We start from the raw sequence: 24,048 nt of genomic DNA on the forward strand, positions 1-24,048 counted from the left end.
AATGCGAATATAGCTGCATTAGAAGCTTGTCCGGGTGATGATTGCGATGCTGATGCTGTTTATACTGTTACTTCTGACTTCAACTTTGAAAACTTAGTTTCAACTTGTGGTCAAGGTGGAACAATAACTGTTAACTATGTGGTTGCAGACGACTGTGGCAATGAAGCTACTATTTCAGCTACATTAACTCTAGAAGACACTACGCCACCAGACTTAACAATCTGTACAGAGGTAATAGATGAAACTATGGAATGTAATGGTGCAGATAACGAAGCTATCGCTACGGATTGGAACAATGCGAATATAGCTGCATTAGAAGCTTGTCCGGGTGATGATTGCGATGCTGATGCTGTTTATACTGTTACTTCTGACTTCAACTTTGAAAACTTAGTTTCAACTTGTGGTCAAGGTGGAACAATAACTGTTAACTATGTGGTTGCAGACGACTGTGGCAATGAAGCTACTATTTCAGCTACATTAACTCTAGAAGACACTACACCGCCAGATGTAACTGCATGTGATGTAACAGATCAAACATTAAATTGTGATGGTGAGAATAATGAAGAAATTGCAAACCAATGGAATGCAGCAAATATTGCAGCCCTAGAAGCTTGTGCTTTTGATGGATGCGATGCAGACTTAACTGGCCAAGTGACTTCAGATTATAATTTCTCAAACTTAACTTCTGTTCCTGGAATGGGTGGAATGTTAGATGTAGAATATACTATAACAGATGAATGTGGAAATGAAACTGTTGTGTATGCTATGCTAACATTAGAAAACAACTCTGTAGCAGGAAACGATATCAGTCTATGTGTTACCGACGAGTTTGAAGCTCAAGTATATAACTTATTTGATTTACTAAGTGGCTATTATGATGATAGTGGAACTTGGGAATTAATATCTGGAGATGCAGAAATTATAGATGGTCATTACTTTGACCCTCTAAGCATCGAACTTAATGGTGATAATGCAAGTTCTGAATTCACTTTTAGTTATACAGAAAACAACTCTGCTTGTCCAACTTATGTAGAAGCTACGATCGAGGTACATAACAGATGTTTTGTATTAAACTGTAGTGAAGACAACGTGGAAATTTCAGTAGCAGTAACACCAAATGGTGACCAGTACAACGAGTACTTTGAAGTGACGGGTGTTGAACTTTGTGGATACACAATTGATGTTCAGATTTACAATCGTTGGGGAGCTTTAATTTTTGAAAAGAAAGATTATCAAAATGATTGGAATGGTTCTTCACATAAAAACTCTATTGGAGGAGCAGGCACTTTACCTAGTGGTACATACTATTATATTGTTATCGTTAGAGATAGTGGTATAAAACCAATTAACGGATACATCTACTTAGGAACCAAATAAAATCACTAACCTATGAAACTTATAAAAAAATATATTGTTGCATTAGCATTATTAAGCTGTACTATAGGGTTTACCCAACAATTACCACAGTTTACCCAATACATGTATAACACGATTTCTATAAACCCAGCTTATGCAGGAAGTAGAGAAACACTTAGTGTTGTGGGACTACATAGAAGTCAGTGGGTTGGATTTAAAGGAGGGCCAACAACCCAAACATTATCTATAAATACACCTTTAAAAAACGAAAAGGTTGGTGTAGGTATATCCTTTATTAATGATAAACTTGGTTATGAAGAGTTTTCATATTTATATGCCGACTTTTCATATACTATTAATACAGGTGAAAAAACAAAACTAGCTTTTGGTTTAAAAGGTGGATTTACCCAGTATAGTTTAAATAATGAACTAAGAGGGCATGAATCTACTATTCATGACGGATCTATTTATGGTGTAGAAGATAGATGGAATCCAAATATAGGTGTTGGTGTATTTTGGCATACGCAAAAATGGTATATTGGAGTATCTGCTCCTAGGGTTCTAACAACAAATTATAATGACAAAAATAACTCTAGCGGAATTCAATATGAAGCTTTAGAACGTATTAGTTATTATGTAACTGGAGGATATGTATTCAATTTAAGTGATAATACAAAGTTTAAACCTGCAGCTTTAATAAAAGCAACCAATGGAGCTCCCCTATCGTATGATTTAACAGCTAATTTTCTGTTTAACGAAAAGCTTTGGCTAGGTGCTTCATATAGAATAAATAACTATACTTCGGCATTAGGAGCATTAGTAGATTTTCAAGTTTCAAAAGAAATAAGAATAGGATATACTTATGAGTATCCAATGTCAGATATAAACTCCTATACAGGTGGTACCCATGAGGTATTATTAATGTTTGAAGTATTTAAAATTAAACGTATCAAATCACCTAGATATTTCTAAAATAATAATCAGATGAAAAAAATTATATTAATCATATTCGTTTTAAGCAATTCTCTGATATTTTCTCAGGTACAAGTTGCAGATAAGTTTTTTAGAGACTACGCCTATATTAAAGCTAGTGAATTATATGAAGAAGCTGTAAAAAAGGGAGATAGTAGTGAGCATGTATTAACTAGATTAGGTGATTGCTATTATAATAACTCAAACACGCAGCAGGCAGCTTTATGGTACGGTAAAGCAGTAAACAAGTATAAGGATATTCAACCAGAGGTAATTTATAAATATATTCAGTCTTTAAAGAGTTTAGGAGAATATGAAAAAGCTAATAAATGGATTTCTAAGTTGAGAGAATTAGAAGGTGCCAATAAAAGAGGAAATGAATTAGAGGTTTTAGATTTTTCAAAATACCAAGAACTTTCATCTACAGAAGGAGTATATATTAAATATGATCCTTTAGAAATTAATTCTGAATTTTCAGAATTTGGTGCTTATGTTCATGATAGTACTTTTTACTTTGCATCGCCAAGAAAATCAGATTTAAGCAAGAAGAAAAAAGTGTATAAATGGAATGAAGAGCCTTTTTTAGATCTGTTTTCTGCTACATTATCATATCAAGATGATAAGGTTAATATCACAGATATAAAGCCGCTTCCAAAGGCAATAAATTCAGATTATCATGAAGCAAATATTGCGATTACAAAGGATGGTAAAACCATGTATTTTACAAGAGATAATGTAGATGATAGAAATAAAATATCCTACGACAAAGAAGGTACCTCCTATTTAAAAATTTATAAAGCTACTAAAGTAGGAAATACCTGGGGTAATGTGGTAGACCTTCCTTTTAATGATAAAGTATTTTCAACCGGGCACCCAGCTTTAAGTGCAGATGATAAAGTGTTATATTTTGTTTCTGATCGTGAAGGAGGTTACGGTGGAACGGATATTTATAGTGTAGAGCGAAAAGCCTCTGGAACATATGGAGAACCTAAAAACCTCGGACCAAAAGTTAATACTTCAGGTAGAGAAATGTTTCCGTTTGTAGCAAAAGACAGTACCTTATACTTTTCTTCAGATGGTCATATTAGTTTAGGTTTATTAGATATTTTTAAGTCTGATATCCTTAAAGACGAAAACGCAGAACCAGAAAATTTAGGAGCACCTTTCAATAGTAGATTCGATGATTTTTCATTTTATATAGATTCAGAAAAAGAAAAAGGCTTCTTTTCTTCTAATAGAGATGAAGAAAGTAATATTGATGTAATGTATCAATTTGAAACAATTCAATGTAAACAAACAATCAAAGGAATTGTTTATAATAAATTAGATGCAATACCTGAAGCAGAAGCAACTGTTAAAATACTGAATGAGGCAGGAAAAGAAATAGATACCATAACTTCTAATGAAAAGGGGGAGTATTCTTTTGAAGTAGATTGTGAAAAGAAATATACACTTATTGCTAGTAAGTTAGATTTTAGAGAAGATATTCAACAAGTTGCAACAAGCAAAATTCATGAAGACGAAATAGTACAGGATTTATACATTACACCACTTATTATTAGAAATGAAATTGTAATAAACCCTATTTACTTTGATTTTGATAAACATAATATCAGACCAGATGCTGCTTATGAATTAGAAAACATTGTTACAGTTATGAATAATCATCCTAAAATGCATATAAAAATTGAAGCGCATACAGACAGCCGTGGTAAGGACGAATATAATATGATGCTTTCAGACAGAAGAGCTAAAGCTACCAGAGATTATATCATTTCTCGAGGGATTGATGCTAGTAGAATTGAAAGTGCCATTGGGTACGGCGAATCTCAACTTCTAAATGAATGTTCTAATGGTGTAAAATGTTCCGAAGAAAAACACCAAGAAAATAGAAGATCTAAATTCCTTATAACAAACACCTATGATTAAGGAAAGTCATATTAGTACAAACAAAAAAATCACTCAGAAATGAGTGATTTTTTTGTATTATATATTACAATTTATTTCTTAACAAATATATTGGTATAGTACCAATACCCATTTTCTCCTTGCTCAGCTGAAACCTCAAAATGTGTATAATCACCTTCTATTGCTCCTCTATGACTTTCACTATTTAGCCATGCATTTACAACAGACTCTGCTGTATTATACCCAAAAGCAACATTTTCTGAAACTCTATTTGCTCCTGCTCTTTGTTTTAAAAAGCTGCTTCTTTGAGAAAAATTAGCATGAGATACATTATGCGTTTGGACCATGTAATCTGTATGAGAATAAGTTTGAGATTTAATTATTTCTAAAATATCTAATGTAGGTAAACCTTCTAAAATTCTGTGATCATTTATTAATTTCAGAATATCAATTTCAATTTGTTTTGCTTCTGGAATTATTAAATCAGTAGTAAGTGGTTCTACAGTTGTTTCATCATTATCTGGTGAACAAGATGAAACAGATAATAAGACCATTAGGGTAACGAAAAGTAGGTTAAGCTTTTTCATAATTTTATAGGTTTTAGATTTGGTTCAGTAAAAGTAGAAACCTATTTAAAAGAAAGAGTTAATAAAATGTTAAAATCGATAAAATACATGCATTTCGTCGATATTTTATGTCTTTTATCCTATTTACAAAGTTTAAAATAGTCAATTAACGCACTTAGTCGTGTTTATTTGCGTATTATCGTATTATTGAAAGCATAAAAAAACCTATAATCTATTAAGTAATATTTCTTAAAATTTATAATGGTAATATCTTTCAAATACTTTAAAACAAAATACTTACAAATCGGAACGTAACTGTGGAAAATTTAATACCGTAAATGAAATTATGTAACAAAGCAATCTAAAATATTATGAACCAGAAGACTAATGCTGATAGAATAAAGGTATTCAATGAAATTAAAAACAAATACAAATAAAAAAATCACTCATTTCTGAGTGATTTTTTTATATCTATTTAAAACTTATTATTTTTTTACAAATATATTGGTAAAATACCAATAGCCGTTTGCATCTTGTTCTGCAGAAACCTCAAAATGTGTATAATCTCCTTCTATTGCTCCTCTATGACTATCGCTATTTATCCATCCATTAACAACAGACTCTGCACTACTATAACCAAAGGCAAGGTTTTCTGAAACTTTTTTAGCACCAGCTCTTTCATTTAAAAAGTTTTTTCTTTCTGGAAAGTTGGTATGAGATACATCATTGGTTTTAATCATATATTCTGTATGGGAATATGTTTGAGACTTTATGATTGCTAAAGTATCTAAAGTTTGTAAACCTTCTATAATTCTATAATCATTAATTAATTTTAGGATATCTATTTCAATTTGTTTTGCTTCTGGAATTACATAATCGGTAGTAAGCGATTCTGTATTTGTTTCTTCACTATCTGAAGAACAAGAAAAAGATAATAAAAGGACAAGAAATAAACAATAGGTTAATTTTATTCAAAATAGATTTATTTTAGTTTAGGTCTTGCAAAAGTAGTAAGACAAACCATACAAATCATTAAATAAATGTTAATATCGATGAAATACACGTATTTCATCGTGATTAAACTACTTTTAATCGTTAAAAAAGACTTAAAAAAGCTATTATACCACGCTTAATCGAATAATTAAGGAGATAATCGGTTTTTTGTCCAGCTATAATTTTCTTGTAAAGTATATCGAATCCTATCATGGAGTCTATTGGCTCTTCCTTGCCAAAATTCCATTTCAATAGGCTTTACAATATAACCTCCCCAATGTTCTGGACGTGTAATTTCTTTCCCTTCAAATTCCTTTTCTAGTTTTCTTAAGTTATCCTCTAGAGTTTCTCTGCTTTCAACAATAGCACTTTGATTAGAAACTATCGCTCCTAATTGACTTCCTCTTGGTCTCGATTCAAAATAACCATCACTTAGGTTTTTAGCAATCTTTTCAGCTTTACCTTTTATAATAATTTGTCTCTCTGCTCCGTGCCAAAAAAAAGATAAGCATACATTAGGATTGTTTTCTATAGCTTGACCTTTTTCACTTTGATAGTTGGTATAAAAAACAAAACCTTCATAGGTATATTTTTTAAGTAGCACTACCCTATTTCTTGGAAATCCATCTAACCCAATGGTAGAAATAGTCATAGCATTTGTTTCATCTTCAGGAAAATGATTATCTACTTCATAAAACCACTTTTGAAACAACTCCATAGGGTTTTCGGGTGTGTCTTTTAATAAAAGTTCGCCCTTTTCGTAGGATCTTCTGTAATCTCCTAAGTCTCTATTCATAGCATTTATATATTAACTTTTTATACTTAAAAACTTTTTTTAAATGGTATTTATATCTAAATTTAGATTTTGTTTTTCACCTATGAAATTTGAAGAAAGTAAATATTTCAAACTCCTTAGAAACTCAAAAATAGAGTTTTCTTTTGGCAACTTTTTCTTTTTAGATAAATTTGTTATTTCCGAAGTTCATGAAGGAGTACATTTTAGTTGGGAGAATATAGAGAGAGTTATATCTGCTATTGCAGATCATTATGGTAATGATTTTAAAATAGCTTTTCTTTCCAACAAAATAAACTCCTATTCTATCGAGCCACAACATTGGATACACTTTTACAATCAATATGATTTTATTTTTGCAAGTGCATTAGTTCCTTATTCGGAATTAAGCTTCCAGAATTCTTCTATGGAAAAGAAAATTGCTAAAAATCCTATTAAGATTTGTGAGACATTAGACCAAGCAATAGAGTGGATTTTAGGCTTAAAAGAGTTTAATTAAAATTGAAATTCCTTACCATCATCTGCAAGTAAAACATTTTCAAAAACCGTTTGTGCCTCTGTTTTAAAATCATGTAAATTTCCATATCTAGTAGAATAATGTCCAAGTATTAAAGTTCCTACATTGGCTTTTTTTGCTATAGTAGCAGCTTGTTTAGCAGTGCTATGTTTTGTAGGTACGGTTAATTTTTCATGTTTATCTAAAAATGTAGATTCATGGTATAAAACATCAACATCTTTAATAATTGGTAATATCTTTTCTGAATAAGCTGTATCGCTGCAAAAAGCATAGCTTTTAGGCTTATTAGCTTCTAAAGTAACCTTCTTATTATCTATTAAAACGCCATCTTCATTAACAACATCATAACCTTGTTTTAATTTTCTGTAATAGGCAACATTTATATTTGCCTCTTCCACCTTTTCTATATCCAACTTTCTCTCTCCTTCTTTTTCTTTAAATAGAAAACCATTAGTATAAACTCTATGATCTAAAGGAATAGTATGTACTTCAACGTTCTCATCTTCAAAAATTAATTCAGATTCTTTAGAATTTAATTCGTGAATGATTAGTTGATAATTAGTCCAAGAGCTGGCTAATTTCATTTGAAGCGTAATAAGTTCTTTTAAACCTTTAGGAGCATAAATATGCAATTCGGTTTCACGAGTAAGCAATCTAAATGTTGAAATAAGGCCTATAAGACCAAAATAATGGTCTCCGTGAAGATGGGAGATGAATATGTGTTTAACCCTGTTAAACTTAATCTTTTGCCTGCGTAATTGTACCTGGGTGCCTTCGCCACAATCAATTAGAAATTGATGATTACTAATCTCTAAAACTTGCGCTGTTGGATTAGTATTTGCTTTTGGTGTTGCACTATAACAACCTAAAATATGTAATTTCATTTGTATTGTGAACTTGTTAGGCTGTTTGTTGCATAACGATTAAGCTTAAATATTTTTTAGAAACCTAAATCGCGTTCCATTTCTTCCATCTCAATGATGTCATATGCTTCTTGCAATGTTGGAACAACAACTAATTCATCTGGCGTAGCATCTATATCTGTTTTATTGGAAACAATTACAAAAGAATGCTTTGCTTCTCTATGCTTGTTTGATATCTGAAGAAACTCTACAATCTCTTCAACAGAAACAGGCTTTAAACTAGTGATATTTACAATTACATTATCGTTTTTAAACTTATTATATAAAACATCTAATTTCTTAACTAATTCTATAACGGAAGCTTTATCCTGCGTTATAATACTTATGTTTTCGTTTTTATCAAATATCATAATTACTGTTTTATTTTAGAAGCTAATAAATAAATTACGGCCATCCTAATTGCAACACCATTTTGTACTTGGTCTAAAATAATAGCTTGTTTAGAATCTGCTACATCACTTGTAATTTCTACACCACGATTTATAGGTCCGGGATGCATGATAGTTATTTCTTTATCTAAAGAATCTAATAAAGCTTTATCTACACCAAACTGTTGTGTATATTCTCTAGTTGTAGGGAAATAACTAATATCCATACGCTCATTTTGTACACGTAACATATTAGCTACATCACACCAATTTAAGGCTTTTCGTAAATCTGTTTCTACTTGTACACCTAAATCTGTAATGTATTTTGGAATTAAAGTCTTTGGTCCGCAAACCATCACTTTTGCTCCTAATAATTGTAGTGCAAAAATATTAGACAAGGCTACTCTACTATGTAGGATATCTCCAACTATAACAACTTTCTTCCCTTTTACTTCTCCAAACTTTTCACGAATAGAATAAGAATCTAATAATGCCTGTGTTGGATGCTCATGTGCTCCGTCTCCAGCATTTATAATACTAGCATTTACATGTTTAGATAAGAATATTCCAGCACCTGGATTTGGGTGACGCATAACAACCATATCTACTTTCATAGAAAGGATGTTGTTTACCGTATCAATTAAGGTTTCTCCTTTTTTTACAGAAGATTGAGAGGCTGAGAAGTTAATTACATCTGCCGATAATCTTTTTTCTGCAAGTTCAAAAGAAAGTTTTGTACGAGTAGAATTTTCAAAAAATAAATTAGCAATGGTAATATCTCGTAGCGAAGGCACTTTTTTTATCGGCCTATTAATTACTTCTTTAAAGTGATCTGCCGTTTCAAAAATGAGTTGTATATCTTGTTTGTTAAGATATTTTATTCCTAATAAGTGATTTACACTTAACTCGCTCATAATTTTAGTTTTCAGTATTAATCTGTATTATTAACTATTTTATAATTGGAGGTGTTTGCTAATGATTCACTAAATAAACAGCGTCTTCTCCATGGTTTTCAACCCAATTGACTATTACTTTTTCTTCATTAATAGCATCTACTTGTCTACCTCTATAATTAGGCTGAATTGGTAAATGTCTACTAAACCTTCTATCTATTAAAGTTAATAATTCAATTTCTTTAGGTCTTCCAAAAGATTGAATTGCTGTTAGTGCAGCACGAATACTTCGTCCTGTATATAAAACATCATCAATAAAAACCACGTTTTTACCTTCAATTTGGCAATTTATCTCTGTAGTACTTGCTTCCAGAGTTTTATCACCTCTTCTAAAATCATCTCTATAAAAGGTAATATCTAAATGATTTATAGGAAGGTCTTTGATTTTATAATCGTCTCTTAGTAAAGCTACCAAACGATTAGCCAAGTATTTACCTCTTGGTTGTATACCGATTAATACTGTATTACTAAAATCTTTATGGTTTTCAATTAATTGACAAGCCAATCGATGAAGAATGATGTTTACCTCTTTTGCGTTAAGTAACACTTTTTGACTCATAGAATATCCAAAAATAATTGGTTAACAAAGGTAATGCAAAAAATTAGAAGTTGAAAGCTATTTATTAGCTAGAGTTTAATGCTTTTATACACTTATCTTTAAAAGTCTTATTTACAGACACAAAAAAAGCCTCTCATTTCTGAGAGGCTTTTATATTTATAATGTTTGGAAAATTATTTCTTTCCGTCCATTTTGTCTTTAAGAGCTTGTAAAGCTTCGTTAGCATCACCTAAAGTTGGTTTTGCTTCTGCAGCTTGACTTTCTGCTTTCTTAACAGCTTCTTTTACATTCTTGATTTCTTCTTCTCTAAAGATAGCAGTATGCGAAGCAACTACTCTTTTAAATTCTTTATTGAATTCGATAATCTTGAATTCTGCTGTATCTCCTTTACCTAGTTTCTTTCCATCTTCTTTTTCAAGGTGACGAGAAGGAACAAAAGCAACGATATCTTCGTTAAACTCGATAGTCGCTCCTTTATCTACAACATCAGCAATTGCAGCTGTATGCGTTGTACCTAAAGCAAATTCAGTTTCGTATTTATCCCAAGGGTTTTCAGTTGTTTGTTTGTGTCCTAAAGATAGTTTACGTCCTTCAACGTCTAACTCTAATACAACAACATCTAACTTATCTCCTACTGCACAGAACTCAGATGGGTGTTTGATTTTCTTAGTCCAAGATAAATCAGAGATGTAAATTAATCCATCAATACCTTCTTCTAATTCAACAAATACACCAAAGTTTGTAAAGTTACGAACAGTTCCTGTGTGTTTAGAACCTACTGGGTATTTAGTAGTGATATCTGTCCATGGATCAGCAGTTAATTGCTTAATACCAAGTGACATTTTTCTATCTTCTCTATCAAGAGTTAAGATTTGTGCTTCTACTACATCTCCTACAGATACGAAATCTTGAGCAGAGCGTAAGTGTGTAGACCATGACATTTCACTTACGTGAACTAATCCTTCAACACCTTCAGCAACTTCGATAAATGCACCGTAATCTGCAATTACAACTACTTTACCTTTTACTTTATCACCAACTTTGATATCTTCTCCTAATGCATCCCAAGGATGTTTAGATAATTGTTTAAGACCTAATTGAATTCTTGATTTGTTTTCATCAAAATCAAGGATTACAACGTTTAATTTCTGGTCTAACTCAACAATCTCGTTTGGATGGTTGATTCTTGACCAAGAAAGATCTGTAATATGAATTAATCCGTCAACTCCACCAAGATCAATAAATACACCGTAAGAAGTAATGTTTTTAACAACACCTTCTAGTACTTGACCTTTTTCTAATTGACCAATAATTTCTTTCTTTTGAATTTCAATATCAGCTTCAATTAAAGCTTTATGAGATACTACTACGTTTTTGAATTCGTGGTTGATTTTAACAACTTTAAATTCCATAGTTTTGTTTACATACTGATCGTAATCTCTAATTGGTTTTACGTCAATTTGTGAACCTGGTAAGAATGCTTCAATTCCGAAAACATCTACAATCATACCACCTTTAGTTCTGCATTTAACAAAACCGTTAACGATTTCTCCAGTATCATGTGCATTATTCACTCTATCCCAAGCTTTAATTACACGTGCTTTTCTGTGAGATAATACTAATTGTCCTGTTGCGTCTTCACGAACGTCAATTAATACTTCTACTTTGTCACCAACTTTTAAGTTAGGGTTGTAACGGAATTCATTTAATGAAATTACACCTTCAGACTTTGCGTTAATGTCAATGATAGCATCACGATCAGAAATGTGAATTACTTCACCTTCTACTACTTCGTCATCTAATGTATCTACGAAGTTTTCTGATACTAATTTTTCAAATTCTTTTAATTGAGAATCTTCAACTTCATCAATACCTTCTTGGTAGTTGTGCCAGTTGAACTCTTTTAAGAATTTTTCAGGGTTTGCTTGCGCTTCAGAAACTTGAGGAGTTTCATTTACTTTTGCTTCCGTTGCTTCAACTTCAGCTTGTTTTGCTTTTTCAGCCATTTAGATAATGTAATAATGTAATGGTTCTTTTTAGTTTAAACCTATGTACATTATGTTTTGTATTCTGTTGTGTTTTAGAAAGATTGGTTAAGCGATAACACACAGAAGTGTTAAAAATAATTTATTTATATTCCCTTTATCTTTCACTACTCGCTAAAAGGAGTGCAAAACTACAATTATTTTTTTGAATCTCAAATGTTTGGTGCTGAAAATTTTACAACAAAAAATTAGCTGTTATTTTCTAGGGCATTATTTACTAATTGAAGAATTTTATCAAACTGTTCTTCTAAGGATAAATTAGAATTATCAATCTCAATAGCATCTGATGCTTTTACTAGAGGCGAATCTTTTCTGTTGGAATCTATATAATCTCTTTCTTGCACGTTATGAAGCACATCTTTAAACGAAACTTCATCTCCCCTTTTTATTAACTCATCATACCTACGTTGTGCTCTTGTTTCAGCAGAAGCGGTCATGAATATTTTTAATTCAGCATACGGAAAAACTACCGTACCTATATCTCTTCCGTCCATAACAACACCTTTGTTCTCTCCCATTTTTTGTTGCTGTTTTACCAATTGGTAACGCACTTCTGGAATTGTTGCAATCTGACTAACAAAACCTGAAACTTCTAGCGTTCGTATTTGTTTCTCTACATTTTCAGCATTTAAATAGACTTCGGCAAAACCTACTTCTTCATTAAACACAAAACTGATTTCGATTTTATGCAGTTCAGAAACCAAACCTTCAATGTCAAAATGGGATGCACTTATGAAATTATGCTGCATTGCATAATAGGTTACTGCTCGGTACATAGCACCTGTATCTACATATATATAACCCAAATGTTTTGCAAGTTGTTTTGCAACTGTACTTTTTCCTGTGGAAGAAAATCCGTCTATGGCAATGGTAATTTTATTCATATTATCTGTAAGAGTTCACAAAAATACTTGAAATAAGTAAAGTGGTAAAGAAATGTAGTGTTTATTCTAAATCTATTTGAAGACCGAAGAAATTTGCATTTGCTGCGCTTGTATATTTTGCATGTGTATAACTGAAGCGCATTTTGTTTAATTTAATAGAAATACCTGCAGATAATCCTGAGAAGTTTCGTTGATCTACAATACGAAGTTCTTCTGCTCTTCTAAAATTATAACCTAAACGAAGTTGAAAACCTCCTTCTGGAAACAACTCAGCTCCTATTATAGTATGACGTAAGACTTGATTAAAAAAACCAACTTTTTCTTGTGTCTGATTTCCTTCTAAATCTGTTGTAGCTCTTGCAGGGTTAGAACTTCCTATAGGCCATTTTTGTAGGTTTTCGAAAGTTAGATGCCATCGGATTGGTACATTTTCTAGTGTTTGAGACATTCCGAAATCAACTTCAAAAGGAAGAGGTTCATTTTGACCAGCATAGGTAGTAATTTGTGTTCCGGCATTTCTAAGAACTAAGGTTGCTTGAAATTCTAAATCTTCATTTATATACATTAAACCGGCATCTAATGCGATTCCGATACTGTTGTATTGTTCTAATTTTGAGGTGATAATCTTTACATTTCCACCTAAATAAAAATCTGAATATCCTATTTGTCTCGCATGACCAAATGAAATAGCTGCTTCGTTTCCTGAAAAAGATCCTGTTGCTACTCCTTGTTCGTCATAACCATCAAACTGTCCGTAATTAACATAAGTTACACCAATATGATAGGTTAAATTTCTTCTATCTATAGTATAAGCGTATGCGGCTGTACCATAACTAACATCTCCTAAATAATTAGAATAATTAACCGCTAATTGGTTATGCATATCTAAATTAATAGTAGACGGATTGTAAATGGCTTGTGTAACGTCATAATCAACGTTGGTAAGTACTTTTCCACCAAGAGCTGCTTGACGTGGCGAGGATACTAAATTAAGAAATTGGTATGTAGTTTCTCCTCCTAATTGCGAATAAGAAGTGACAAAGCATAATAGACATAAACAAGTAAGATATTTCTTTATCATAAACGACGCAAAATAAGTAAATCTATATTAAAACGAAGAAATAAGAAATATATTTTTACTTAAGCAATAACTTTTGTCCTATACCAATATTACTTGAAGTTAGTTTGTTTAATTCCATTATCGCTTCAATAGTAGTATTGTGCTCTTTTGCGATGCTATATAAAGATTCTCCTTTTTTTACTATATAATAATTTCCGGAATCAGTTGTGGAAGTTTTTTCCTCTTCCTTTTGTACTACTTCCCTTTGTACTACTTCCTTTGTTTCTGTAACACTTGGCTTGTTAGGAGTTGATACTACTTTCTGCGGAGGAGCAACTTCTAATGATGTTGGACTTTGCCCTGGTTGTAGCTGTGCAATAATTCTAGATTCTCCTTGACTTAAAACAGGACTACTAGACTTTATTACTAAATTTTTAATGACTTTTAATTCTTGACCAATACTTAGTTTGGTGTTTTTTAAATCGTTTTGCTGAATTAGTTCGTCTTCACTTAAATCGTATTTTTTTGCGATTCTAGATATGGTTTCCCTTTTAGCTACGGTATGAATTTTAATATCTGTATAAATAACGCCACTATCTGTAGTTTTTAATTTTCTTGCATCTGTATCAGCATGATCTAGAAATATATATTCTCCTGTTTTAGTAGAAAGAAATGCTTCTTTACCCTCTAAATTTATAGGAAGAAATTCTTCTGTTACTTCTGTTTCTTGTGAAAAAACAGAAAACGAAATCATACAGATTAATACAAATAGTGGCGTTTTCATAATTATAGCTTTTTATAGTTCTTGACTTTGCTCTTAGTTACAGCAATGTCTATAACATCCTTCATATCTGCAACATAGTGAAAAGTTAAGCCTTTTAAATATTCTGGTTTAATTTCTTCAATATCACGTCTATTATCTTCACAAAGTAATATTTCTTTTATTCTTGCGCGCTTTGCAGCAAGGATTTTTTCTTTAATTCCGCCAACAGGTAAAACTTTACCCCTTAAAGTAATCTCACCTGTCATTGCTAGGTTCTTTTTTACTTTACGTTGGGTAAATAAGGACACTAAGGAAGTCAACATAGTTACCCCTGCACTAGGACCATCTTTTGGAGTTGCACCCTCTGGAACGTGAATATGTACATTATATTTTTCGAAAACAGCAGGATCTACCCCTAAATCTGTAGCATTTGCCTTGATATATTCCATGGCAATTGTTGCAGATTCTTTCATTACTTTTCCTAGGTTACCGGTAATAGTCATGGCTCCTTTTCCTTTAGAAAGTATAGATTCAATAAACAAAATATCTCCTCCTACTCTTGTCCAAGCTAATCCTGTAACCACACCAGCTACATCATTGTTTTCGTACTTATCTCTTTCTAGTTTTGGCCCGCCAAGAACATCAATAACATCTTGATTAGAAATTTTTATATTATACTCTTCTTCCATTGCAATGTTTTTGGCAGCATAACGTACCATTTTAGCAATTTGTTTTTCTAATCCTCTAACACCAGATTCACGAGTATAACCTTCTACTATTTTTTCTAGTTGTGGTTTCCCTATTTTAAGATGTTTATCTGTTAAGCCATGCTCTTTTAATTGCTTAGGCAATAAATGACGCTTAGCTATTTCAACTTTTTCTTCAATAGTATAACCTGTAACATTAATGATTTCCATTCTATCTAATAATGCAGGCTGAATGGTAGATAGACTATTAGAGGTTGCAATAAACATCACCTTAGATAAATCGTAACCCATTTCTAAGAAATTATCATAAAACTCACTGTTTTGTTCTGGATCTAAAACCTCTAACATTGCAGAAGAAGGATCTCCTTGATGTGAGTTAGATAACTTATCAATTTCGTCTAGTACAAATACAGGGTTAGATGTTCCTGCTTTTTTCAAGCTTTTTATAATTCTACCTGGCATTGCACCTATATAGGTTTTTCTATGACCGCGAATTTCTGCTTCATCACGTAAACCACCTAAAGAAATACGCACATATTCTCTTCCTAAAGCTTCTGCTACAGATTTCCCTAGAGATGTTTTACCAACTCCTGGAGGTCCGTAAAGACAAAGGATTGGCGATTTCATATCGTTACGCAATTTAATAACCGCTAGATATTCTAAAATTCTCTTTTTAACATCATCTAATCCGTAATGGTCTCTGTCTAAAATTTTCTGAGCACGTTTTAAATCGAATTGATCCTCACTAAACTCATTCCATGGTAAATCTAAAAACAAGTCAAGATAATTACGTTGTATAGAATATTCCGCTACTTGCGGGTTCATACGCTGCATCTTAGCCAATTCTTTTTCAAAGTGATTCGAAGTTTTTTCGTCCCACTTTTTCTTCTTTGCACGCTGACGCATTTCTTCAATCTCTTCACCTGCAGAAACACCGCCACCAAGTTCTTCTTGTATGGTTTTCATTTGCTGGTGTAAGAAATACTCACGTTGCTGCTGGCTCATATCACTTTGAACCTTTAGCTGAATATCATTTTTAAGTTCCAATTTCTGAAACTCTAAATTCATGTATTTTAAAGTCGCAAGAGCGCGTTCTTTTAAATCGTCATTTTCTAATAAAAGTTGTTTTTCTTTTACAGAAAGATTCATATTAGAAGAAACGAAATTCACTAAAAACGAATTGCTTTCAATATTTTTAATAGCAAAAGAAGCTTCACTTGGTATGTTCGGGCTATCCTTTATGATACGTAAAGCAAGATCTTTAATGGATTCTATAATCGCATCAAATTCTTTATTGTTTTTTTCTGGTTTTGCTTCAGGAACTTCGCGAATAGTGGCGTTCATATAAGGTTCTTCAGTAATAACTTCAGCAACCTTAAAACGTTTTTTCCCTTGAATAATAACAGTTGTATTACCATCTGGCATTTTTAAAACACGTAAAATTCTTGCAACTGTACCTGTTTCATGAATATCTCCCGCCTTAGGATCTTCAACGGATTCGTCCTTTTGAGCAACTACACCAATAACTTTAGATCCGTTATTAGCATCGTTAATTAATTTGATAGACTTGTCTCTTCCTGCCGTAATAGGAATAACAACTCCTGGAAACAATACCGTGTTTCTTAAAGAAAGAATTGGTAGTGTTTCTGGTAATTTCTCATTGTTTATTTCTTCTTCATCTTCTGGAGTCATTAAAGGGATTAACTCTGAATTTTCATCAAAATCCTGTAATGACAAACTGTCAAGACCTAGTAAACCTGATTTTTTCATATATGTAATTAAGCCAAATTGTCACCTAACAAGCAGATAACAAAATGTTTATATTTTAAAATTAGTAATTATTTTTCTATTATCAGCATGAATGTTAGCAGATTACACAATTACACACCACATCCATGTGTAGTATAAATTCAATAAATATGCCACATTCCTATTTCAATATTTAAAAAACCTTATTGGTGGTTAGGCGCTTTCAATAAACAAAAAATCCGAAGCAATAACTTCGGATTTTTGTTTGTATTATTAATTTGAAACTCGATTACTGTCTTTCAAATGTATGAACTTCTACAAATTCTTCTCCGGTATCGGTGTATTCTTCTTGGTAAACTAGAGTTGTTTCGGTTAATTCTAAAACTTCATATACATAAGAAATACCATCTTCTGTAATTGTTAACTCATTTCCTATTAAAGTATATGGTTCTAAGGCACTAACTTCAGAAAGGTTTTCACAGTTATCACCAAATGCTTCTTGGTATTGATACATTGTTTCTGTGAATATTTCAATTTCACCTAAACAAACATCTGTTGTTTCACCATTCACCGTAAAGGCTACTAACTCCCAAGTACCTACTATGCTAACTTCAGCAGTTTCATTACAAGATAATCCGTTAATAGTAGTTTGTAAACTTCCTGTAGGGTCACCACATTCTGTAATTTGATTTTGTAATGCTGCTTTATAAGCTAAACAAAATGTATCATTTGTAGGATCTGATTCATAGGCTGCTTGTGCAGAGGCTACTACCGTTATTGCTATAGAACAATCATCTGGAAGTGCCGGACAATCTAAATTGTCTAATAAGTCTTGAATTGCTCCTGTAGCATCTCCACAAGAGTCAATCATATTTTGTAAGGCAACAGCATAATCGTTGCAAATAACTGTATAATTTACATCATCTGGAGTAGTTGTTCCGTAGATGGTAGAAATTTGTGAAAGGTTCTGAGTTGCTTCTGCACAACTTACTTCGTTGTCATTTCCATTTTGACCAAAATCTCCTTCAATTGGTTCGTTATCGCAGGATGTAACCGTAAAGAATAGGGTTAAAACAAAGATGGCAATTAGCTTGATATTTTTCATTAATTTTTAATTGATAGTTAATTTTAACAAACTTAATAAAATAAATTAAATGGTTTCTTTTTCTGGCACTCTAAATAGCAATACAATTCCAATTAAAAAGAAAACAAATAAGAATAAAATAGAGTTTCGCATACTTCCTGTTACTTGATCTATCGTTGCGAAAATGACCATTCCTATAACAATTCCTATTTTCTCTGCAACATCATAAAAGCTGAAATAAGACGTAGTATCTTCTGTTTCTGGTAAAAACTTAGAATAAGTAGAACGAGCTAAACTTTGAATACCGCCCATTACCATTCCTACTACGGAAGCTGCTATATAAAACTGCATTGGTGTTTTCATGAAATAAGCATAAAAACATAAGCCCATCCAAACACAATTAACAAAAATCAAAGTTTTTATGTTTCCAAACTTTGAAGATGCTTTTGATGTTAGAAAAGCTCCTAAAATGGCAACTAATTGTATCATTAAAATACTTACAATTAATCCGCTTGTTTTATCGGCATCGCTTCCCCATGCTATTTCTTCTTCTCCAAAATATACAGCCACTAACATGATGGTTTGTACTGCCATGCTAAAAACAAAAAAGGCTATTAAATAGCGTTTTAATCTAAGATTTTCTTTCAACTGACTCCAAACCACCCTTAATTCTTTTAAACCATTAAATACAATAGCTTTGGTAACTTTTTCTCCAGAAGAAACACCCTTTGGTAAAATATAAAAGGTGTATTGACTAAATAAAATCCACCATAAACCTACGGTAACAAATGAATAACGCATCATTTGCATTTTTTCTGGTCCTGTTTCTTGACTCATTACCATCCCTAAGTTTACAATCAACAGTAAAACACTACCTATATAACCTAATGAAAATCCTTTGGCACTAATATTATCTTGCTGTTCTGGAAATGCAATATCTGGTAAATAGGAATTGTAAAAAACCAAACTCCCCCAATAACCTATCAATCCCATAAAATAGAAAAGTAAACTTATGTGTATGTTTTCTAAGCTAAACCAATAAAGTCCGATACACCCTAAACCTCCTACATAGCAGAAGAATTTCATGAAATTCTTTTTATTTCCTACATAATCTGCAATTCCAGAAAGTATAGGCGATGTAAAACTTACAACCAAAAAAGTAAAAGCCGTCACATAAGTAATTAGTGCGGTACTTTTAAAAACGAAGCCAAAAGCTTCTACATTTTTTATTTCGCTAAGAAATAATGCAGAATAAAATATAGGAAATATAGAAGATGCTATAGTAAGTGTGTATACAGAATTTGCCCAATCGTAAAAAGCCCAGGCGTTTAGAAGTTTTTTACTTCCTTTTGGTAGTTTATTCATATAAAAAAAGCTGCTCTTTTTTGAGCAGCTTCTAAAGTAAAAAAATATTTTTAATTAGTATGAGTAACTTGTAATTGGTTTAAAAGATTGTATTCCAAACTTCTTTGCTTCAGCGACAGCTTGTGGTGCTAATGCTTGTAAATTAGCAATTCTACTATCGTTAGAAGGGTGTGTACTTAAAATTTCTGGTGGAGCTCCTCCTCCACTATTTGCTTTCATGCGTTTCCAAAGTTCTGCAGCTTCCGTTGGATTATAACCAGCAATTGCCATTAAGTATAAACCTATTTTATCTGCTTCCGTTTCATGACTTCTACTAAAAGGTAACATAACTCCTACTTGTGAACCTATACCATAATATTGGTTAAATGTATTTCTATCTTCTTCATTATTAATAGCAATATTTCCTGCTAGCGCAACCCCTTGTTGAATATAAGCAGCACTCATACGTTGCTGTCCGTGATTAGCCAAAGCGTGGGCAACCTCATGCCCCATAATAGCTGCAATTCCTGTTTCGTTTTGGGCTACAGGTAATATTCCCGTATAAAAAACAATCTTTCCCCCTGGCATACACCATGCGTTTACTGTAGGCTCATCAATCAATTTATATTCCCATTCGTAATCTGCAAGATATCCCTGATGTCCGTTAGCGTTTAACCAACGTTCTGCTGCAACAGCAATACGCTGCCCCACACGAGTAATCATTTCTGCTCTTGCTGTTCCTGTTTCTACAATACTTTCTGATAGTACTTGGTTATATTGAGCAAATGCTGTTGGAAATAACTGCGCATTAGAAACCAATGCCATAGTTTGCTTTCCTGTAAAAGGGTTTGTTGCACAAGACAAGAATATCAAGACTGTACAACTAGCAATTATTACATTTTTTAATTTCATTTATTATGTATTTTAATTAGGTATAATTTTAGTTTGTATAAATTTACAAAAACTGTTCCATATTATTGTTACACTATTAACATTATATGTTTAAGAAAAATGATTAAAGTCCATAATATTCTGTAAAAGTTAATCTTTATGGAATGCTGTAAATAAACCAATAAACTAACGACAATATTAACATGAAAAAAATAATCTTCTTATTATCTATTAGTTTTTTTATCAGCTGTAATTCTAATGCACAGATAAAAGAAACATCTTCAAGCTCTAAAACGAAATTTCCTATTTCTAAAACAGATGCAGAGTGGAAACAAATTCTTAGCAAAGATCAATACCATGTGTTAAGAGAAGCAGGAACAGAACGCCCCTTCTCTAGCCCATTAAATAAAAACTACGAAAAAGGCACTTATCATTGTGCTGCTTGTAATACTCCTTTATTTAAAAGCGAACATAAATATGATTCTAAATCTGGATGGCCAAGTTTTGACAGAGAGATTAAAGGAAATGTAGCTTTTGAAAAAGATAGCAGTCTTGGTTTTTATAGAGAAGAAGAACATTGTGCTAACTGTGGCGGACATCTTGGTCACGTTTTTAACGATGGTCCAAAAAATACTACCGGAAAAAGACACTGTGTAAATGGTAATGCCCTAAAATTTATTCCTACTGAGTAATGTTCAAAATAACTATGAAAACTATTTTAACTTCTTCAATTTCTCAATAATTTGGTAGAGATTTATCTCCTTCTTCTCTTATAAACACTACATAAATTCGGGTTTAGAGAATTTGTGAATTGGTTATTGGAATTTTAAGCTTAGGTTTTGTAACTTCGTGACTTGAAAAATCGATTAAAAAATACATAATGAGTAAATACGATATAATTGTACTTGGTAGTGGCCCTGGAGGCTACGTTGCAGCTATTAGAGCTTCACAATTAGGATTTAAAACTGCTATTGTAGAAAAAGAAAATCTTGGTGGCGTTTGCCTAAATTGGGGTTGTATTCCTACAAAAGCATTACTGAAATCTGCGCAAGTTTTTGAATATTTAAAACATGCAGAAGATTACGGACTTACAGTTAAAGATGTAGATAAAGATTTTGACGCTGTTGTAAAACGTAGTCGTAATGTTGCAGACGGAATGAGCAAAGGAGTTCAGTTCCTAATGAAGAAAAACAAAATTGATGTTATTGAAGGTTACGGGAAACTAAAAACCGGAAAGAAAATTGACGTTGATGGAAAAGAATATAGCGCAGACCATATAATTATAGCTACTGGTGCTCGTTCTCGCGAATTACCTAGCTTACCACAAGACGGTAAAAAAGTTATTGGTTATAGAGAAGCTTTAAACTTACCAGAAGTTCCTAAAAAGATGATTGTTGTTGGATCTGGTGCTATTGGTGTAGAGTTCGCTTACTTCTACAACTCTATGGGTGCAGATGTAACTATTGTAGAGTATTTACCAAACGTAGTTCCTGTTGAAGACGTAGATGTTTCTAAACAATTAGAAAAAAGTTTTAAGAAAAGCGGTATAAAAATCATGACTTCTGCCGAAGTTACTTCTGTTGATACATCTGGAAACGGAGTAAAAGCTACAGTAAAAACTAGCAAAGGAGAAGAAGTTCTTGAAGCAGATATCATTCTTTCTGCAGTAGGTATTAAAACAAATATTGAAGGTATCGGACTTGAAGATGTTGGTATCGCTGTAGATAGAGACAAGATTTTAGTAAACGATTACTACCAAACAAATATTCCTGGTTATTATGCAATTGGAGATGTTACTCCAGGTCAAGCATTAGCCCATGTCGCTTCCGCGGAAGGAATTCTTTGTGTAGAGAAAATTGCTGGACAACATGTTGAAGCTTTAGACTACGGAAACATTCCAGGTTGTACTTATTGTTCTCCTGAAATTGCTTCTGTTGGTTTAACAGAAAAACAAGCAAAAGAAAAAGGATACGATATCAAAGTTGGTAAATTCCCATTCTCTGCTTCCGGTAAAGCAAGTGCTTCTGGAGCAAAAGACGGTTTCGTAAAAGTTATTTTCGATGCTAAATATGGTGAATGGTTAGGATGCCATATGATTGGTGCCGGAGTTACAGATATGATTGCTGAAGCTGTTTTAGGTAGAAAACTAGAAACTACAGGTCATGAAGTATTAAAAGCAGTTCACCCACACCCTACTATGAGTGAAGCGGTTATGGAAGCGGTTGCTGCTGCTTACGATGAAGTAATTCACTTATAAAAAGTAATATATTTATCATAAAAAAAAGGTTTCGAAAATTCGAAACCTTTTTTTATGTCTTTATTTCAAATAATAACTAGTGAACAAAACTTTGAACAGCCAACTCATAACTCTGTAAACCAAAACCTAGAATTACACCTTTTGCATTTGGTGAAATATAGGAAGTATGCCTAAAAGCCTCTCTTCCAAAAGTATTAGATATATGCACTTCAACTACTGGAGTTTTAATGGCTTTAACAGCATCTGCAATTCCTACAGAGGTATGTGTATATGCAGCCGCATTTAAAATAATTCCATCATAACTAAAACCAACCTCTTGTAGCTTATTAATAAGCTCACCTTCAACATTAGATTGATAATAATCAATTTCTACCTTGGGATATTTTTCTTGAAGTTTTTCTAAAAACTCGGTAAAAGATAAATTTCCGTAAATCTCAGGTTCACGAGTTCCTAACAAATTAAGATTAGGTCCATTTATAATAATTATTTTCTTCATAAGGTAAAAATACAAAAGTTATAGCATAAAAAAAGCCGAAGCAATTGCTTCGGCATATATTTAATTTTAATAACCTAAAACATAAACCCTATAGATGCTTGTAATACACCGTTAGACATTTTGTATTCGTTTGAATTTTCTTGATCATTAATATTCATCAAACCAAAATATTATAACGAAGACCAAAATTTAAACCTGAATCCATTTTATAACCTAACCCAAGGTTAAATCCAAAATCAATTGGTAACAATTCATCATCAACATCATATTCTTCAGATCCTGACTCATTATAATCAGATCCACCTCCAACATAAGAAACCTCATATTCCTCCTCGGCTTTAGCCGATATTAAGAACCCAACTTGTGGTCCTGCTTCTACATTGAAACCATCAACAATATAATATTTAAACATCACTGGAATATTAATGTAACTCAATTTAACTTTTTCATCAGACTTATATGTCTCGGTTACACCCCCAAAACTAGAGGTTTCTGTGTATTTGTTTTGAGCTCCTTGCATAGAAAATAACAATTCTGCTTGTAGCCCCATTTTGTCATTAAACATTATTTCAGCTGCTCCACCAATGTGTATACCAACTTTCATTTCTGCATCTTCAACATCTCCTGTTAAAGTTGCTAAGTTTAAACCTGCTTTTGGTCCAAAACTGAACTCTTGTGCATTAACACTTGTAAACCCTAAAAATGCAATTGCAGCAGTAAATAATAATTTTTTCATAATAATTAGTTTAAAATTTAATATTGATTAATTATAAAATTAGTTTACAAATTACCAACACAAATAAACCACTCATATTCAAAGTATTGAAAAATTAATTTTTATTACATATAAAATATAGTTA

At 32.2% G+C, this 24,048-nt stretch carries 23 protein-coding genes; 6 read left to right on the forward strand and 17 right to left on the reverse strand.

Annotated features, from left to right (window positions below):
- The 3 genes from DU428_RS11385 to DU428_RS11395 form a co-directional block, all read left to right on the forward strand.
- Window positions 1–1,377: gliding motility-associated C-terminal domain-containing protein (locus DU428_RS11385; protein WP_133296321.1), on the forward strand; the 1,377-nt coding region annotated here is incomplete at its 5' end.
- Between the two features lie 12 nt (window positions 1,378–1,389).
- Entirely contained in the window at window positions 1,390–2,328 is a 939-nt protein-coding gene (locus DU428_RS11390) for a PorP/SprF family type IX secretion system membrane protein (RefSeq protein ID WP_072352203.1), read from the forward strand.
- 12 nt (window positions 2,329–2,340) lie between these two features.
- Window positions 2,341–4,257, forward strand: a complete 1,917-nt coding sequence (locus tag DU428_RS11395) for an OmpA family protein (protein ID WP_113966651.1) — start codon at window positions 2,341–2,343, stop codon at window positions 4,255–4,257.
- 71 nt (window positions 4,258–4,328) lie between these two features.
- On the opposite strand, the gene DU428_RS11400 is transcribed toward DU428_RS11395, so the two are convergent.
- The 3 genes from DU428_RS11400 to pdxH form a co-directional block, all read right to left on the reverse strand.
- Window positions 4,329–4,823, reverse strand: a complete 495-nt coding sequence (locus DU428_RS11400; protein WP_113966652.1) for a CAP domain-containing protein — start codon at window positions 4,821–4,823, stop codon at window positions 4,329–4,331.
- Between the two features lie 464 nt (window positions 4,824–5,287).
- Window positions 5,288–5,773: a CAP domain-containing protein gene (locus tag DU428_RS13550; protein WP_072352206.1), complete on the reverse strand. Its 486-nt coding sequence runs from the start codon at window positions 5,771–5,773 to the stop codon at window positions 5,288–5,290.
- Window positions 5,774–5,943: 170 nt separating this feature from the next.
- A complete protein-coding gene (pdxH, locus tag DU428_RS11410) occupies window positions 5,944–6,591 on the reverse strand; it encodes a pyridoxamine 5'-phosphate oxidase (RefSeq protein ID WP_072352207.1) in 648 nt (215 codons plus the stop codon).
- 82 nt (window positions 6,592–6,673) lie between these two features.
- Between pdxH and DU428_RS11415 the strand changes: the two genes are divergently transcribed.
- Window positions 6,674–7,087, forward strand: coding sequence for a hypothetical protein (locus DU428_RS11415; RefSeq protein WP_113966653.1), 414 nt, complete (start codon window positions 6,674–6,676; stop codon window positions 7,085–7,087).
- On the opposite strand, the gene DU428_RS11420 is transcribed toward DU428_RS11415, so the two are convergent.
- From DU428_RS11420 to DU428_RS11475, 12 genes are all read right to left on the reverse strand, one after another.
- Window positions 7,084–7,989 (reverse strand): ribonuclease Z, encoded by a 906-nt coding sequence (locus tag DU428_RS11420; protein ID WP_072352209.1) that lies wholly within the window; start codon window positions 7,987–7,989, stop codon window positions 7,084–7,086. The two genes, DU428_RS11415 and DU428_RS11420, sit on opposite strands and share 4 nt — an antisense overlap.
- A gap of 56 nt (window positions 7,990–8,045) precedes the next feature.
- Window positions 8,046–8,378, reverse strand: a complete 333-nt coding sequence (locus DU428_RS11425) for a ribonuclease Z (RefSeq protein WP_072352210.1) — start codon at window positions 8,376–8,378, stop codon at window positions 8,046–8,048.
- A gap of 2 nt (window positions 8,379–8,380) precedes the next feature.
- Window positions 8,381–9,310 carry an aspartate carbamoyltransferase catalytic subunit gene (locus tag DU428_RS11430; protein WP_113966654.1) on the reverse strand — a complete coding sequence of 310 codons (930 nt, stop codon included), beginning with the start codon at window positions 9,308–9,310 and terminating at the stop codon, window positions 8,381–8,383.
- 58 nt (window positions 9,311–9,368) lie between these two features.
- Complete coding sequence (gene pyrR, locus DU428_RS11435) at window positions 9,369–9,908, reverse strand: bifunctional pyr operon transcriptional regulator/uracil phosphoribosyltransferase PyrR (protein ID WP_072352212.1); 540 nt, start codon at window positions 9,906–9,908, stop codon at window positions 9,369–9,371.
- A gap of 173 nt (window positions 9,909–10,081) precedes the next feature.
- Window positions 10,082–11,914, reverse strand: a complete 1,833-nt coding sequence (gene rpsA / locus DU428_RS11440; RefSeq protein ID WP_113966655.1) for a 30S ribosomal protein S1 — start codon at window positions 11,912–11,914, stop codon at window positions 10,082–10,084.
- A gap of 227 nt (window positions 11,915–12,141) precedes the next feature.
- Window positions 12,142–12,837 carry a (d)CMP kinase gene (gene cmk / locus DU428_RS11445; RefSeq protein WP_072352214.1) on the reverse strand — a complete coding sequence of 232 codons (696 nt, stop codon included), beginning with the start codon at window positions 12,835–12,837 and terminating at the stop codon, window positions 12,142–12,144.
- 61 nt (window positions 12,838–12,898) lie between these two features.
- A complete protein-coding gene (gene porQ / locus DU428_RS11450) occupies window positions 12,899–13,918 on the reverse strand; it encodes a type IX secretion system protein PorQ (protein ID WP_072352215.1) in 1,020 nt (339 codons plus the stop codon).
- 55 nt (window positions 13,919–13,973) lie between these two features.
- Window positions 13,974–14,681, reverse strand: a complete 708-nt coding sequence (locus DU428_RS11455) for a LysM peptidoglycan-binding domain-containing protein (protein WP_083585123.1) — start codon at window positions 14,679–14,681, stop codon at window positions 13,974–13,976.
- A gap of 2 nt (window positions 14,682–14,683) precedes the next feature.
- Window positions 14,684–17,137, reverse strand: a complete 2,454-nt coding sequence (gene lon, locus DU428_RS11460) for an endopeptidase La (RefSeq protein ID WP_072352217.1) — start codon at window positions 17,135–17,137, stop codon at window positions 14,684–14,686.
- 268 nt (window positions 17,138–17,405) lie between these two features.
- Window positions 17,406–18,221 carry a lipocalin-like domain-containing protein gene (locus tag DU428_RS11465; protein WP_072352218.1) on the reverse strand — a complete coding sequence of 272 codons (816 nt, stop codon included), beginning with the start codon at window positions 18,219–18,221 and terminating at the stop codon, window positions 17,406–17,408.
- Window positions 18,222–18,266: 45 nt separating this feature from the next.
- Window positions 18,267–19,565 carry an MFS transporter gene (locus DU428_RS11470; RefSeq protein ID WP_072352219.1) on the reverse strand — a complete coding sequence of 433 codons (1,299 nt, stop codon included), beginning with the start codon at window positions 19,563–19,565 and terminating at the stop codon, window positions 18,267–18,269.
- A 54-nt stretch (window positions 19,566–19,619) separates the two neighbouring features.
- The gene (locus DU428_RS11475; RefSeq protein WP_113966656.1) at window positions 19,620–20,456 is read right to left on the reverse strand and encodes a M48 family metallopeptidase; all 837 of its coding nucleotides are present in this window, start codon (window positions 20,454–20,456) and stop codon (window positions 19,620–19,622) included.
- A 182-nt stretch (window positions 20,457–20,638) separates the two neighbouring features.
- Here DU428_RS11475 and msrB point away from each other — a divergent pair, with 182 nt between their 5' ends.
- The gene (msrB, locus tag DU428_RS11480; protein WP_072352221.1) at window positions 20,639–21,127 is read left to right on the forward strand and encodes a peptide-methionine (R)-S-oxide reductase MsrB; all 489 of its coding nucleotides are present in this window, start codon (window positions 20,639–20,641) and stop codon (window positions 21,125–21,127) included.
- A 188-nt stretch (window positions 21,128–21,315) separates the two neighbouring features.
- Window positions 21,316–22,692 carry a dihydrolipoyl dehydrogenase gene (gene lpdA / locus DU428_RS11485; protein WP_072352222.1) on the forward strand — a complete coding sequence of 459 codons (1,377 nt, stop codon included), beginning with the start codon at window positions 21,316–21,318 and terminating at the stop codon, window positions 22,690–22,692.
- Window positions 22,693–22,768: 76 nt separating this feature from the next.
- Here the strand turns inward: lpdA and aroQ are convergent, their stop codons facing one another.
- Together aroQ and DU428_RS11495 are read right to left on the reverse strand one after the other, a co-directional pair.
- The gene (gene aroQ / locus DU428_RS11490; RefSeq protein ID WP_113966657.1) at window positions 22,769–23,188 is read right to left on the reverse strand and encodes a type II 3-dehydroquinate dehydratase; all 420 of its coding nucleotides are present in this window, start codon (window positions 23,186–23,188) and stop codon (window positions 22,769–22,771) included.
- A gap of 157 nt (window positions 23,189–23,345) precedes the next feature.
- On the reverse strand, window positions 23,346–23,924 hold the full coding sequence (locus tag DU428_RS11495) for a porin family protein (protein WP_113966658.1): 579 nt from the start codon (window positions 23,922–23,924) through the stop codon (window positions 23,346–23,348).
- Window positions 23,925–24,048 lie beyond the last annotated feature (124 nt).

It is taken from the genome of Oceanihabitans sediminis, assembly GCF_003337215.1.
Lineage (GTDB): Bacteria > Bacteroidota > Bacteroidia > Flavobacteriales > Flavobacteriaceae > Oceanihabitans > Oceanihabitans sediminis.

Coding starts and splice junctions, on each gene's coding strand:
- DU428_RS11495 (WP_113966658.1), bottom strand. CDS start 23,924: ATGAAAAAATTATTATTTACTGCTGCAATTGCATTTTTAGGGTTTACA.
- lpdA (WP_072352222.1), top strand. CDS start 21,316: ATGAGTAAATACGATATAATTGTACTTGGTAGTGGCCCTGGAGGCTAC.
- porQ (WP_072352215.1), bottom strand. CDS start 13,918: ATGATAAAGAAATATCTTACTTGTTTATGTCTATTATGCTTTGTCACT.
- DU428_RS11395 (WP_113966651.1), top strand. CDS start 2,341: ATGAAAAAAATTATATTAATCATATTCGTTTTAAGCAATTCTCTGATA.
- DU428_RS11455 (WP_083585123.1), bottom strand. CDS start 14,681: ATGAAAACGCCACTATTTGTATTAATCTGTATGATTTCGTTTTCTGTT.
- cmk (WP_072352214.1), bottom strand. CDS start 12,837: ATGAATAAAATTACCATTGCCATAGACGGATTTTCTTCCACAGGAAAA.
- msrB (WP_072352221.1), top strand. CDS start 20,639: ATGAAAAAAATAATCTTCTTATTATCTATTAGTTTTTTTATCAGCTGT.
- DU428_RS11430 (WP_113966654.1), bottom strand. CDS start 9,310: ATGAGCGAGTTAAGTGTAAATCACTTATTAGGAATAAAATATCTTAAC.
- pdxH (WP_072352207.1), bottom strand. CDS start 6,591: ATGAATAGAGACTTAGGAGATTACAGAAGATCCTACGAAAAGGGCGAA.
- DU428_RS11420 (WP_072352209.1), bottom strand. CDS start 7,989: ATGAAATTACATATTTTAGGTTGTTATAGTGCAACACCAAAAGCAAAT.
- DU428_RS11425 (WP_072352210.1), bottom strand. CDS start 8,378: ATGATATTTGATAAAAACGAAAACATAAGTATTATAACGCAGGATAAA.
- DU428_RS11390 (WP_072352203.1), top strand. CDS start 1,390: ATGAAACTTATAAAAAAATATATTGTTGCATTAGCATTATTAAGCTGT.
- DU428_RS11475 (WP_113966656.1), bottom strand. CDS start 20,456: ATGAAATTAAAAAATGTAATAATTGCTAGTTGTACAGTCTTGATATTC.
- lon (WP_072352217.1), bottom strand. CDS start 17,137: ATGAAAAAATCAGGTTTACTAGGTCTTGACAGTTTGTCATTACAGGAT.
- rpsA (WP_113966655.1), bottom strand. CDS start 11,914: ATGGCTGAAAAAGCAAAACAAGCTGAAGTTGAAGCAACGGAAGCAAAA.
- DU428_RS11465 (WP_072352218.1), bottom strand. CDS start 18,221: ATGAAAAATATCAAGCTAATTGCCATCTTTGTTTTAACCCTATTCTTT.
- DU428_RS11400 (WP_113966652.1), bottom strand. CDS start 4,823: ATGAAAAAGCTTAACCTACTTTTCGTTACCCTAATGGTCTTATTATCT.
- DU428_RS11415 (WP_113966653.1), top strand. CDS start 6,674: ATGAAATTTGAAGAAAGTAAATATTTCAAACTCCTTAGAAACTCAAAA.
- pyrR (WP_072352212.1), bottom strand. CDS start 9,908: ATGAGTCAAAAAGTGTTACTTAACGCAAAAGAGGTAAACATCATTCTT.
- aroQ (WP_113966657.1), bottom strand. CDS start 23,188: ATGAAGAAAATAATTATTATAAATGGACCTAATCTTAATTTGTTAGGA.
- DU428_RS11470 (WP_072352219.1), bottom strand. CDS start 19,565: ATGAATAAACTACCAAAAGGAAGTAAAAAACTTCTAAACGCCTGGGCT.